The organism is Bacillus cereus (genome assembly GCF_002577405.1).
GTDB classification, from domain to species: Bacteria; Bacillota; Bacilli; order Bacillales; family Bacillaceae_G; genus Bacillus_A; species Bacillus_A cereus_AU.
On sequence record NZ_NULR01000008.1, the window covers coordinates 77403 to 90173 of the forward strand.

Here is a 12771-nt window from a genome sequence, read left to right on the forward strand (position 1 = left end):
ATCCTACTTCACCCCCAATGTTTCCAGTGTATTTCGAAGCGGATCCCCTAGTATTTCTGGCATTACTCCAATTGTAATAATACAGAAGATAAGCAATAGGACGGGGACATACTCCCATCCGTGTATATCAGATTTCGCTTCCCACTCTTTCTTCCCAAATGTCACTTGAAGTGTCGCTCTTAATACGTATACAGCGGTTAAAATGATACCAAGCACACCAACTGCAGCAATGACTGGCTCCTCTTGAAATAAACCGAGAAAGGCAAGGAACTCGCTAACAAATCCAGACATCCCCGGCAGTCCAAGTGATGCCATTCCTCCTGCTAAGAAGAAACCGCTAAGTACTGGGACACTTTTTGCGAGTCCACCAAGCGCTGTAATATCCGACGTTCCAAAGCGCTGTTCTATAACGCCAAGTAAAAAGAAAAGCAAGGCTGCAATTAAACCGTGCGACACAACTTGGAATAGCGCTCCTTGTGTACCTGGTGCATTAAGTGCTGCAAGCCCCATTAAAACAATTCCCATGTGCGAAATACTAGAGTAAGCAAGCACCTTCCTAAAGTCCGTTTGGATGAGCGCTAAAAAGGCACCGTACAATAAATTAATTACTCCTAAAATCGCGATTAGCGTTGCGAACTCGCTAAAGTATTCCGGAAATAACCCCTTCCCGAAGCGAATCATACCGTACGCTCCAATCTTTAGCAAAACGCCCGCATGAAGCATAACTACCGCAGGATGCGCTTCAATATGCACATTGACCATCCAGCGATGCAATGGGAAGACAGGTAATTTAATCGCAAAAGCAATCATTATAGAAAGAAATAAACCGAACTGCAAACTACTCGGAATGGTCGCTCCTCCGCTACCCACATTTGTTAAGATCTCTTTCAGTTCTAAAATATTTGTAGTACCTGTTTTCGCAAACAAAATCGAGAAAACGATAAGTAAAATAGCTGAGCCAATACCGTTATATATTAAATAACTATATGCAGCTTTCTCGCTCGACAGTTTCCCCCACTTCCCAATTAATAAGAACATTGGCGGCAACGTAATTTCAAAGAAGATAAAGAACAACATTAAATTTTGAGCAGCGAAGACACCGAGCATCCCTATCTCTAGCATGAGTAATAGCATATAAAATGCTTTCAAATTTCTTTGAATAGAAAAGGCCGCAATCGCTGCAAGCATCGCTAGAAGGGCCGTCAGCACCATCATGACAAGCGATAGGCCATCAATACCAAGCTCATAGTAAATGGAAAACCATCTTTTATCCACCGCTGCAAAATCCCCAAATTTAATCCATGTCACTTTTTCATCAAATAGCGATAAACTCTTTCCAGAAGCATATGTACAAGCGAGGACAATAGCGATTCCAAATGGAAGCGCCGTCCCGAATAAACCGAGCGCTCGCACTGTACGCAATTCTTTTTTCGGCGTTAATATAAGTAAGAGAATTCCTAAAAGCGGGGAAAAAATGAAGAACGTTAACAACAAATCATTCATCGTAAATCCCCTCCCGTATATAGCAAAATAATGACGAGTACTGCGAGTGAAACTGCTGTTACAGTGCCATATACTTGTACATTCCCGTTTTGAAGTTTCGATCCTATACTACTCGCACCTTTAACCAAACTTCCAATTAAAACTGCAATTCCTTCTACAACATATATTTCAAACAAGCGAAGCACATGAGCGATTCCCTTCGTAATAGGAAGCACCGTAACATTGTATAGTTCATCCACATAATATTTTTCTTTCAGGAGATTATGAAGGAAGGATCCTTCTCCTCCAGCCCAGTTCCTTGCGATAGTTTTCTTTCCATATATGAAATATGCAAGGGCAATTCCCGCAAATGAAACGAGTGTCGCAACAATCATAATCCAAACTGGTCCATGAGCTTCTTCCACCTTGAACCCTACATCTTTCGTAAGCCAATCTCCGAGAAATGTCCCAAACCATGGTGTATTTATATATCCTGCTACTACCGCGAGAACGCCGAGGACAATCATCGGATACGTCATTGTGCGGGGCGATTCATGCACGTCTTCCTTCGTCTTCGCTTCTCCAGTAAAGACAAGAAAGTATAGGCGGAACATGTAAAATGCTGTTAAAAATGCCGCAATTACTGCTAAAGTGAATAAAACGTAATTGCCATTCATCCACGTCGCCGCTAAAATTTCATCTTTACTAAAGAAACCAGAGAGAAGAGGAACACCACTAATTGCAAGTGTACCTATTAAAAATAGCGCAGCAGTTACTTTCATCTTCTTCTGTAAACCGCCCATTTTATTAATGTTTTGCGTGTGCACGGCATGAATTACACTTCCTGCCGCCAAGAATAGTAACGCTTTAAAAAAGGCGTGTGTCGTTAAATGAAAGATACCAGCTACATAACCAGCAGAGCCTAATGCGAGCATCATATACCCAAGCTGGCTAACTGTAGAATAAGCAAGCACCCTCTTTATATCCGTTTGTACAAGGCCGATAGAGGCCGCAAATATTGCAGTGAACGCTCCAACGATTGCCACTGTCTGCATCGCCACCGCACTTGCTGAAAATAACGGGAACATCGTGGCTACTAAATATACACCTGCTGCAACCATCGTCGCCGCATGAATAAGCGCTGAAACAGGTGTCGGTCCTTCCATTGCATCGGGCAACCACGTATGAAGCGGAAACTGACCTGATTTCCCCATCGCACCGACAAAAATTAATATCGCCGTTATTGTAATCATAGAAGGAGGGAGGTCGCCCGTATGAATCGCTTTAAAAATCGCGTCATATTCAAAACTACCTGCGTGCCAAAAAATTAAAATCATCCCAATAAATAAGCCGACATCTCCAATACGTGTCATAATAAAAGCCTTTTTCGCAGCAGCCTTCGCTTCTTCTTTATAGAAATAAAAACCGATGAGTAAAAATGAACCGAGGCCAACTAACTCCCAAAATATATAGAGTTGTAATAAATTCGTCGATATAACGAGCCCTAGCATCGCAAATGTAAAGAGCCCTAAATACGCATAAAAGGTTGGTAATCTTTCATCACCTTTCATATAACCTTTCGAATATACATGTACAAGTAAACTCACAAGTGTAACGATAAACAACATTAAAGCTCCTAATGCAGTCACCTCAAAGCCAAATGATATATCTATATCTCCAGCTCTAAGCCATACCCACTTATACTTCACTGGTACTGTCGAAAACCTTTCTATTAATACAAGTACCGCTAATATAAAGGAGAGAAAGATGAAGAAAATACTAAGTACGCTGCTTCCTTCTCTAATTTTCTTCCCGAACGTAATAAGTAGCAAAAACGAAACAAGCGGGAAAAGCGGTATGAGCCATGCATAATCGATCATTGTTTCCTTCCCCCTTTTCGGTCACAATGGCTATCCTTTGAGCGTATCCATTTCATCTACATGAACTGTCGTGCGATTACGGTACAAAGCAATCAAAATAGCGAGTCCTACCGCCGCCTCCGCTGCTGCTACAGCCATCGTAAACAACGAGAAAATTTGCCCGGTTAAATTCGGAAACAAACCTAATTTGCTAAACGCCACTAAGTTTAAATTGGCGGCATTAAGCATTAATTCGATACAAACCAATACGATTACCGTATTTCGCTTCGTTAAAGCTCCAAATAGCCCGATACAAAACAAAATAATCGCAAGCGTTAAATATGCAGAAGCTGGAACGCTACTCATTGGAATCCTCCTCTTTCTCATCCTTCTTCGCAAGTATAATCGCGCCAACAAGTGCTACAAGTAAAATAACCGAGGTTAACTCAAATGGAATAATATATTTTGAATAGAGAAGTGTACCGATTTGAAGTGTGTTGTTTTCATGGAGAGGTAAACTTCCTTGTGTGCTTTGATTTGAAAAATCGATACTATTAACAGCGAAATACATAACTGCTCCAAATGCTACAACCGCAAAGAAGATAATCCATTTTCGAAGAGTAAGACGCGATTCATTTTCCGCGTCATGTTTCGTTAACATAATGCCAAAAATCATAATAATTGTGATCGCACCAGAGTAAAGTAAAATTTGTGCAACGCCGATAAATTCGGCTGATAAAAGAAAGTATAAACCTGCAATGCTGAGGAATGTAAGAACGAGAGCTAGCATCATATGCATGACTTTTGTTAAGTTCAGCATAAGAATTCCGCCGATAATTGCAGACAAGGATAGGATAAAGAATGCTACAAACTCGCCATTCATGCTTTATTCTCCTTCCTGACGTTTTCGTCGTTTTCGTCAAGCCACTGCAAATTTTTAAATAAATCATCACGTGAATATTCCGCGAGTTCAAAGTTATTTGTCATAACAATCGCCTCTGTCGGGCAAACTTCAGTACATAAATCGCAAAGAATACAAATTTCAAAATTAATATCGTACGTATCGATAATTTTTCCTTTTTTCGTAGGGTCAGGATGTTTTTTTCCCGTTAATTGAATGCAATCTGTCGGACAAATGTTAGAGCATTGATTACAAACAATACATTTTTCCGGATAAAACTTTTGAATCCCCCGAAAGCGATCTGGCAATGGCAACGGCTGATTTGGATAATCATACGTTACCTTTTTCTTACTTAAATTACTAAGCGTATATTTTAAACCTTTAAATAGTCCTTTCATCTCTTACTGGCACCCCCTTTATAGATTAGAAGAATAACTCCTTAATCAATGCCGTTAAGAAAATATTTGCAAGCGCGATTGGTAATAGTACTTTCCAACCAAACTCCATTAACTGATCGCCCCTTATGCGCGGAAACGTAACGCGGAACCAAATTAATAGGAAGACTACACTGCTAAATTTCAAAGCAAACCATACAGCTCCCGGGATAAATCCAAGGAACATAACTGGATTCCATCCGCCTAAAAAGAGCACTGTAATTAAAGATGCCATCCCGAAGAAATATACATACTCTGAAAGCATGAAAAATGCCCAGCGAAACCCTGAGTATTCCGTATGATATCCAGAAACAAGTTCCGACTCCGCTTCTGGTAAATCGAACGGTGTCCTATTCAACTCTGCAACCGCTGCGATTAAGAAAACGACAAAACCAATTGGCTGTACGAAAATGTACCAAACCTTCTCCTGCGCTGCTACAATTTCATTTAAATTTAGGCTACCAGCTAACAAAACGACGCCAATTACACTCATTACGAGCGGAATTTCATAGGAAATCATTTGCGCCGCCGCACGCATCCCTCCTAAAAGGGAATACTTATTATTTGATGCCCATCCACCAGTCACAACACCAATCGTCGTAATCCCAGAAACAGCAATGTAATACAATAAGCCTACGCCAATATCTGCAAACTGAAATTTATCAGTAAACGGGATAACCGCAAGTACCATAAATGCTGGTGCGAATGCAATGACAGGTGCTAATATAAACAACGGTTTATCTGCTGCCTTCGGAATACTATCTTCTTTTAATAATAGTTTCAAAACATCAGCTACTGTTTGCAGTAAACCGAACCGGCCCCCAACTTGGTTTGGTCCAATCCGTCCTTGCATAAATCCCATCACTTTCCGCTCTGCCAAAATGCCGTATGTAACGAAGCCAAGGACTGCAAATAATAGAAGCACCGCTAATCCGAAAAAAATGAAGAAATTCGTCCAGCTTGAAGGTGATTGTAAGAGCGTCTCAATCATTAGCCGTCAACCTCCCCAAGTACAATATCAACCCCACCTAAAATCGTAATTAAATTGGCGATGTTTTCACCTTTCAATAACTTCGGTAAGATTTGCAAATTATAAAAAGACGGTCTGCGAAATTTCAAGCGGTACGGCTCTTTCTTTCCATCACTAGCAATATAGCAACCAATCTCTCCGCGCGGCGATTCTATACGGACGAACGCCTCCCCTTTAGGAGCCTTAATAATTTTAGGTACTTTAGCAAGTACCGCTCCATCTTTTGGGAACTGTTGGACTGCTTGCTCAACAATTTTTAACGACTCCTCAATTTCTTCCATTCGGCAAACGTAGCGATCCCAAGCATCCCCAACGCTCCCAACAGGAACATCGAAATCAAAGCGATCATAAATCGAATATGGCTCATCTTTGCGAAGATCCCAGTTTACTCCCGTGCACCGCAAATTCGCTCCGCTTAAAGAATAAGAAATCGCTTCTTCCGCGCTATATATGCCAACGCCTTTTACACGATTTAAGAAAATTTCATTACCGCTAACGAGGTCGTGATAACCTGCCAATTGCTCTCTCATATAAGGAATAAACTCTTCCACTTTTTCAATCCAGCCATCCGGCGCATCCCATTTCACACCGCCGACCCTCATATAGTTAAAAGTAAGCCGTGCACCGCATAATTCATTTAATAAATTTATGATCATCTCTCGTTCACGAAACGCGTACAAAAATGGGCTAACTGCTCCTATATCAAGAAGATTTGTCCCCCACCAAACGAGATGACTTGCAATCCTTCCAAGCTCCATCGCAAGCACCCGCAAGTATTCGGCACGCTCCGGAATTTCAAGTCCCATCATCGTCTCTACAGCATGGCAAATGACGTAGTTATTCGTCATTGCTGATAAATAGTCCATTCGATCTGTATAAGGGATAATTTGCGTATACTGTAAGCTCTCAGCAATCTTTTCAGTCCCGCGATGCAAATACCCAATAACCGGTGTAGCTTCTTTAATAATTTCCCCGTCAATCTTAATAACAAGCCTGAACACACCATGTGTACTCGGATGCTGAGGCCCTACATTCAAAAGCATCTCTTCCGTACGAATCATAAGCTACACCTCCACATCATACGGTTCATAATCTTTCCTAAGCGGATAACCTACCCAATCATCAGGCATTAAAATACGTGATAAATTCGGATGCCCCTTAAATACAATGCCGAGCAAATCATACGCTTCTCGCTCCGGCCAGTCCGCTCCCTTCCAAAGCGCTGTCACCGATTCTACTTGTGGCTCTTCTCGGTCCAGCTTTACTTTCACCGCTACTGACTGTTTCTTTCCATATGAAAATAAATGAACATACACTTCCATATGTGTCACAAAATCCGTCGCATGTAGCTCTGACATATAATCAAAAGCAAGTTCCTCATGGAATCGCAATGACTCCATCACTTCATAATATTTCGATGTATTCACCACAAGAGTTGGCACATCTTTTGAAAGTTTATTAATATAGGAATCTACTAATGCACTCTCTCCTACCTTCTCCCTAATAACCCCAACATACTGATTTAAATACGGCTGATTAATAGATGTTTCTTCCGGCTTCGGTTCATCTTCTGCCTTACCTTCAGTACCCTTTGTCTTTGCCCTTGCCGCTGCTGCCGCTTTCGCCTTCGCTGCTGCAATCGCCTTTGCCTTTTCATCTCCCGAATCTCCATTATCTTGCGAGGCTTTCTGTTTTGCTAGTGCCGCCGCTTTTGCTTTTGCGGCCGCTACTGCCTTCGCCTTCGCTTTGGCCTTTTCCTCTTCCGTTACTTCTTCTGACCCTTCTCGCTTTTGCTTCGCTAGTGCCGCTGCTTTTGCTTTTGCGGCTGCCTTCGCCTTCGCTTTAGCCTTTTCTTCTTCCGTTACTCCTTCTGTTCCTTCTCGCTTTTGCTTCGCTAGTGCTGCCGCTTTTGCTTTTGCGGCTGCCACAGCCTTCGCTTTCGCTTTGGCCTTTTCCTCTTCCGTTACTTCTTCTGACCCTTCTCGCTTTTGCTTCGCTAGTGCCGCCGCTTTTGCTTTTGCGGCCGCTGCTGCCTTCGCCTTCGCTTTGGCCTTTTCTTCTTCCGTTACTCCTTCTGTTCCTTCTCGCTTTTGCTTCGCTAGTGCCGCCGCTTTTGCTTTTGCGGCCGCTGCTGCCTTCGCTTTCGCTTTGGCCTTTTCTTCTTCCGTTACTTCTTCTGTTCCTTCTCGCTTTTGCTTCGCTAGTGCCGCTGCTTTTGCTTTTGCGGCCGCTGCTGCACGACGTTTTTCTTCTTCTACAGTCAGTTCGTCATTCTTTGGTAGCGCTTTCTCTTTTTCTTGATTTTCTGCCTCAAATTTACTTATTTCCGCATCATGTTTCGCAACAAGACGTTTTCTTGCTTCTTCTTTCGCACGTCTAGCCGCTTCTCTTTTCAGATCCTCTAAATCTTTATTTGGATCACTCATTTATTCGTCACCTGCTTCCCTGTCTTTGCCTCGTAACGAATTTTCTCTTTCAACTTATTAATTCCATAAATTAAAGCTGCAGGATTTGGTGGGCATCCAGGAATATACACATCAACTGGTACAATCTGATCTACACCTTTCACAACAGCGTATGAATTTACATATGGACCACCGGCTGTCGCACAAGACCCCATTGCAATAACCCATTTCGGTTCGGGCATTTGATCGTATAAACGCCGAACAATAGGAGCCATCTTCTTCGTTACCGTTCCCGATACAATCATGACATCTGATTGCCTTGGTGAAGTCCGAAAAAATGACCCAAATCGATCTAAATCATAATGTGATGAACCTACTCCCATCATTTCAATCGCACAGCATGCCAGTCCAAATGTCATCGGCCATAAAGAATTGCTCCTCGCCCATCCTTTCAACTGTTCCAATGTAGAAAAAAAGATATTTTGTTCTAATTCCGCTCGTTCATTTGGATGTAATTCCTCAAAATTTATAACCATTGTAACACCTTCTTTTTCCAAGCATACGCTAATCCAACTAGCAACATTACAACAAAGATGAGCATTTCAATTAATGCAAATAAACCTAGCTTGTCATATGCAACAGCCCATGGATATAAAAATAAAGTTTCTACATCAAAGATGACAAACAATAAAGCGAAAATATAATAACGAGCATGAAACCGAATATTCGCATCATGAAAAGGCTCAATCCCACTCTCATACGTCGTCGCTTTCGCTGCACTTGGTTTGTGTGGGCGCAGCATTCTTCCTAATGTAAGAGCCACTACCGGCAGCAATATACCTAATAGCAAGAAAATCAAAACGATCATATAACTATTTTCATATACACTTGCCATTGTGAAACCCTCCCCCCTGAATTAAGAACAAGTTCACATAGTAAACAATATGTCCTAGTTGCAGTAATTATTATTTTTAAATTTTTCTAAATAATGCAACTATTTTAATCATTATAACAAACTTCAAATTCCGATGTCGATATGTTGGGGGCAGAAACAAGATTTATTAAAATCTATTTTTACAACTCGCTATACCTGTGCAAAATAAACATAGAAGTGATTTTTTTGAAATCGTAAAAAATAAAAAGAGAAGTTTATATGTATATACCGTAGGTGATATAAATGAAAAAACAAACACATGTAAGTATTCTTATAAGCATTTTATTATTGTCTATTGCGATTCATTACGTCACAATGCCTTTTTTATATGAATACTCATTTTCTTTTCAAATATTAATCGGAATGAGTACCCTATTAATTGATATTATCGCTTGTAGCTATATACTTTATTTTTCAAATATGAAAGAAGGATTACCTCGTTTATTTTGGTTAATATTATCCGTTGGAACTCTTTCTTATTTCATCGGTGATATAGTCGTTTCCTATCAACGTTTAATTTTAAAGGACTACTATACGTTCGTTGATCCGTCCGACTTTTTTTACTTACTTTTTTTAATTAGCTTTGCGCTTGCCTTTCTATACGAAATCATTTACAACCGAGATTTATTAGAAAAACTTTTTATGCTATGTGATATTTGCATTATCGTTACAGCCCAATTTACTTTAAGTTACTACTTGCTTATTGAGCGAACCATTCACGTTTTTACAACAACCTATATCGACATGTTTGTTCAACTTGCCTATCCAATGGCTGATTTGCTCTTTCTTTTAATAGGAATCAATCTTTTATTCAGACCGTTATCCTTATTACCAAAACAGGTTGGTGCACTTCTTGCCAGCGCTTTAATTTTGTATGCTACTACAGATGCTATTTATGCTTATATAAAATACTTCACACCAGCGTATTCTATGTTCACAATCACTCCGTTCTATCAAGTCGTCTTAGTACTAGTAGCAGTCGCCTGTATTCTTCATACAAAAGAGCCTGAAAAACAAGAGCAAGTACTATTAACGCCTAAATTTGGTGAATCAATCCGATTATCATTGCCTTATATTTCTGTAGTAATGCTTATTGTTTTTATATTAATTGAATATGTTTTTGCACCCATTGTAGTAATTGGTCTTATGATAACTTTCACTTTCGTTCTCATACGCCATAGTTTAGTTCGAAAACAAAATAAAATATTATTGCTAGCCCAAATGCAATTCAACTCGGAACTCGAGAAACAAATTGAACTACGTACAGAAGATTTAGTAGAACAAAAAAATGAGCTCTATCATAACCAACAAATGTTTAAATCTTTATACGAGCACCATCCAGATCCAATCTTCACATTAGATTTGTACGGTAATTTTCTCAAAGTGAATAACGCTGGTACTATGTTACTCGGTTATCAAACGAATGAACTATTAAATCAGCCCTATTACTCACTCATATACGAGGAAGATTTAGAAGAAATTATTAATACTTTTCATCATGTGAAAAAAGGGAATTCTATCTCTTTAGAAATACGGGCATATCACAAAAACAGAGATATTTACTACTTGCATGTTACGGCTGTTCCCATCTTTTTAAAGGCGCATATTTCTGGGGTCTATTTAATGATTAAAGATATTACGGAAAGCAAACAACAACAAGAACAAATTAATTTCCTAGCATATCATGATACTTTAACGGAGCTTGCAAATCGCCGTGCATTTCATCAATATTTAGAAAAAGCGATTGCACGAGCAAAAGTATCAAAAAGGCCTTTTGCTGTTATGTTTCTCGATCTAGACCGCTTTAAAGTTATTAATGATACACTCGGTCACCGGGTAGGGGATCTTCTATTAATTGCAGTGGCAAAAAGGCTCGAACAAATATCGACACAGAATATGAAACTTGCTCGACTAGCTGGGGATGAGTTCACAATCCTTATCGAAAATTATGCAAAAAAGCCAGATGTACAAAAAATAGCTGATATGATTATAGCAGCCATGAACGAACCATTCAAAATCGAAAATCAACATTTACAAATCTCACCGAGTATCGGAATTGCGATATATCCTGAAGCAGGTGAAGATCCGTTATCTATTTTACAGCATGCTGATATGGCCATGTACGAAGCAAAAAATAGAGGGAAAAACGGTAGCTCTCTTTACACAAAAGAACTATATAAAAAAATGGAGCGAAAAGCTCGAATCGAAAAAGATTTGCCACTTGCTTTAGTAAATAAAGAGTTCTATCTCGTGTATCAACCACAAATTGATATTACAACGAGAAAAATTATTGGCGCTGAAGCATTAATACGCTGGAAACACCCGCTACTAGGCGAGATTCCGCCGTGTGAGTTCATCCCCATTGTAGAAGAGACTCCTCAAGTCATCCCGCTTGGACATTGGGTGCTAAAAGAATCGTGTTGCCAATTAAGACTATGGCAAATGCTTGGCTACACAGATTTAAAAATGAGCGTGAATTTATCAGCAAAAGAGTTTCAGCAGGATCAATTAATCGAAAACATTTCCCAAATACTACAAGAAGTCAATGTGAATCCTAAGTCTGTAACACTCGAGCTAACCGAGAGAATTGCGATGATCAATGAACAGGAAACATTATTAAGGCTAAAACAATTAAAAGAATATGGTATTCAAATATCCATTGATGATTTTGGTACCGGCTACTCTTCTCTTGCATATTTGTCGATTTTCCCTATCGATACATTAAAAGTACCAAGAGAATTTACACAACTAGCCGATCATCGACCTGAAGAAAGGGCCATCGTTTCAACCATTCTTTCTCTTGCAAATACTTTAAATCTTTCAGTCGTTGCGGAAGGAATTGAAACAGAAAAACAGCTAAAGTTTTTACAAAAAAACAACTGTAAATATATGCAAGGTTACTATTTCAGTAAACCTCTAACAAGTAAGCAATTTATAAGATTTCTACAAAAAACACCCAGTATGAACAAATAGTTCACACTGGGTGTTTTTATCACGTAAAAGTCCGAGTGGTTCAAATCAGTGGGAGGTGTACCCCCACTGATTACAGTTTCACTTTATATTGTTGGAATTTTTTTCTCATAATATTCTTCTGCAATCTCTTCGTAAAAAGCTGCAGCTGTTGTATAGAAATATGGAATTAACCATAGAAATCCAATCCCGAGTGTAATACAACTTAATATAAACCAACCAATAAAGCTTAAACATAAAAGGAAATACTCCATTTTATGCCCCTTCATCATACGACGGCTTTCTGTAATGGCTTGATTCAATGAATATTCAGGATGATCGTTTATAATAAAATACGTCATTGCATAAGAAAACGATTTAATAATGCCTGGAATAATGAAAAGTAAAGTCCATAAAAAAAGATAAAGATTCACTAATACATATACTAAAAGTGATTTTAGAAATCTTTTTCCCTTTGTAAACCAAACAAACACATTACCGATACTAGCTTGTTTTTCACGAATGATATTTAAAGCAAGATAATACCCACCTAAAGTTAATGGCCCGGTAACAAAAAATGTGAAAATATTTATTGAAAGTGAGCCCCTTGTTTCTCGCCAACCAAAAATCGAAGAAACTCCCAACTCAACACTAAAACTAAAAATCATGATAAGAATTGAAATGAGTAGTGTAGCTCCGACTGCTAATCCCCATTTCCCTTCTAATGAATCTAGTGCTTCTCCTTTTAAATCACCTATCATACTTAACTTAGCCTCC

Annotated in this window: 12 protein-coding genes; 1 reads left to right on the forward strand and 11 read right to left on the reverse strand. The window is 39.4% G+C overall.

Annotated features, from left to right (window positions below; translation table 11 throughout):
* Positions 1-3: 3 nt before the first annotated feature.
* The 10 genes from COC96_RS11765 to nuoA are packed head-to-tail and all read right to left on the reverse strand — an operon-like array spanning position 4 to position 9006.
* A complete protein-coding gene (locus tag COC96_RS11765; protein WP_098768861.1) occupies positions 4-1503 on the reverse strand; it encodes an NADH-quinone oxidoreductase subunit M in 1500 nt (499 codons plus the stop codon).
* A complete protein-coding gene (gene nuoL / locus COC96_RS11770) occupies positions 1500-3362 on the reverse strand; it encodes an NADH-quinone oxidoreductase subunit L (RefSeq protein ID WP_098768862.1) in 1863 nt (620 codons plus the stop codon). Before nuoL ends, COC96_RS11765 begins: the two co-directional genes overlap by 4 nt.
* A gap of 30 nt (positions 3363-3392) precedes the next feature.
* Entirely contained in the window at positions 3393-3707 is a 315-nt protein-coding gene (gene nuoK / locus COC96_RS11775) for an NADH-quinone oxidoreductase subunit NuoK (RefSeq protein WP_000100078.1), read from the reverse strand.
* Positions 3700-4224, reverse strand: coding sequence for an NADH-quinone oxidoreductase subunit J (locus COC96_RS11780; RefSeq protein WP_098269762.1), 525 nt, complete (start codon positions 4222-4224; stop codon positions 3700-3702). Before COC96_RS11780 ends, nuoK begins: the two co-directional genes overlap by 8 nt.
* The gene (gene nuoI, locus COC96_RS11785) at positions 4221-4640 is read right to left on the reverse strand and encodes an NADH-quinone oxidoreductase subunit NuoI (RefSeq protein ID WP_000677191.1); all 420 of its coding nucleotides are present in this window, start codon (positions 4638-4640) and stop codon (positions 4221-4223) included. The genes COC96_RS11780 and nuoI overlap by 4 nt, the downstream gene beginning before the upstream one ends.
* 25 nt (positions 4641-4665) lie before the next feature.
* Entirely contained in the window at positions 4666-5667 is a 1002-nt protein-coding gene (gene nuoH, locus COC96_RS11790; protein ID WP_000573436.1) for an NADH-quinone oxidoreductase subunit NuoH, read from the reverse strand.
* On the reverse strand, positions 5667-6767 hold the full coding sequence (gene nuoD, locus COC96_RS11795) for an NADH-quinone oxidoreductase subunit NuoD (RefSeq protein WP_098269760.1): 1101 nt from the start codon (positions 6765-6767) through the stop codon (positions 5667-5669). Before nuoD ends, nuoH begins: the two co-directional genes overlap by 1 nt.
* Positions 6768-6770: 3 nt before the next feature.
* On the reverse strand, positions 6771-8132 hold the full coding sequence (locus COC96_RS11800) for an NADH-quinone oxidoreductase subunit C (protein WP_098768863.1): 1362 nt from the start codon (positions 8130-8132) through the stop codon (positions 6771-6773).
* Positions 8129-8647: an NADH-quinone oxidoreductase subunit NuoB gene (gene nuoB, locus COC96_RS11805; RefSeq protein ID WP_071711210.1), complete on the reverse strand. Its 519-nt coding sequence runs from the start codon at positions 8645-8647 to the stop codon at positions 8129-8131. Before nuoB ends, COC96_RS11800 begins: the two co-directional genes overlap by 4 nt.
* A complete protein-coding gene (gene nuoA, locus COC96_RS11810) occupies positions 8638-9006 on the reverse strand; it encodes an NADH-quinone oxidoreductase subunit NuoA (protein WP_097902978.1) in 369 nt (122 codons plus the stop codon). Before nuoA ends, nuoB begins: the two co-directional genes overlap by 10 nt.
* Positions 9007-9288: 282 nt before the next feature.
* Here nuoA and COC96_RS11815 point away from each other — a divergent pair, with 282 nt between their 5' ends.
* Positions 9289-12018 carry a putative bifunctional diguanylate cyclase/phosphodiesterase gene (locus tag COC96_RS11815; RefSeq protein ID WP_098768864.1) on the forward strand — a complete coding sequence of 910 codons (2730 nt, stop codon included), beginning with the start codon at positions 9289-9291 and terminating at the stop codon, positions 12016-12018.
* 83 nt (positions 12019-12101) lie between these two features.
* Here the strand turns inward: COC96_RS11815 and COC96_RS11820 are convergent, their stop codons facing one another.
* Positions 12102-12755, reverse strand: a complete 654-nt coding sequence (locus COC96_RS11820; RefSeq protein WP_098768865.1) for a DUF975 family protein — start codon at positions 12753-12755, stop codon at positions 12102-12104.
* Positions 12756-12771 lie beyond the last annotated feature (16 nt).

What these genes read in the sequence shown, in the direction of transcription:
- COC96_RS11765 (WP_098768861.1), bottom strand. Translation starts at nt 1,503, where the DNA reads ATGAATGATTTGTTGTTAACGTTCTTCATTTTTTCCCCGCTTTTAGGA.
- nuoL (WP_098768862.1), bottom strand. Translation starts at nt 3,362, where the DNA reads ATGATCGATTATGCATGGCTCATACCGCTTTTCCCGCTTGTTTCGTTT.
- nuoK (WP_000100078.1), bottom strand. Translation starts at nt 3,707, where the DNA reads ATGAGTAGCGTTCCAGCTTCTGCATATTTAACGCTTGCGATTATTTTG.
- COC96_RS11780 (WP_098269762.1), bottom strand. Translation starts at nt 4,224, where the DNA reads ATGAATGGCGAGTTTGTAGCATTCTTTATCCTATCCTTGTCTGCAATT.
- nuoI (WP_000677191.1), bottom strand. Translation starts at nt 4,640, where the DNA reads ATGAAAGGACTATTTAAAGGTTTAAAATATACGCTTAGTAATTTAAGT.
- nuoH (WP_000573436.1), bottom strand. Translation starts at nt 5,667, where the DNA reads ATGATTGAGACGCTCTTACAATCACCTTCAAGCTGGACGAATTTCTTC.
- nuoD (WP_098269760.1), bottom strand. Translation starts at nt 6,767, where the DNA reads ATGATTCGTACGGAAGAGATGCTTTTGAATGTAGGGCCTCAGCATCCG.
- COC96_RS11800 (WP_098768863.1), bottom strand. Translation starts at nt 8,132, where the DNA reads ATGAGTGATCCAAATAAAGATTTAGAGGATCTGAAAAGAGAAGCGGCT.
- nuoB (WP_071711210.1), bottom strand. Translation starts at nt 8,647, where the DNA reads ATGGTTATAAATTTTGAGGAATTACATCCAAATGAACGAGCGGAATTA.
- nuoA (WP_097902978.1), bottom strand. Translation starts at nt 9,006, where the DNA reads ATGGCAAGTGTATATGAAAATAGTTATATGATCGTTTTGATTTTCTTG.
- COC96_RS11815 (WP_098768864.1), top strand. Translation starts at nt 9,289, where the DNA reads ATGAAAAAACAAACACATGTAAGTATTCTTATAAGCATTTTATTATTG.
- COC96_RS11820 (WP_098768865.1), bottom strand. Translation starts at nt 12,755, where the DNA reads ATGATAGGTGATTTAAAAGGAGAAGCACTAGATTCATTAGAAGGGAAA.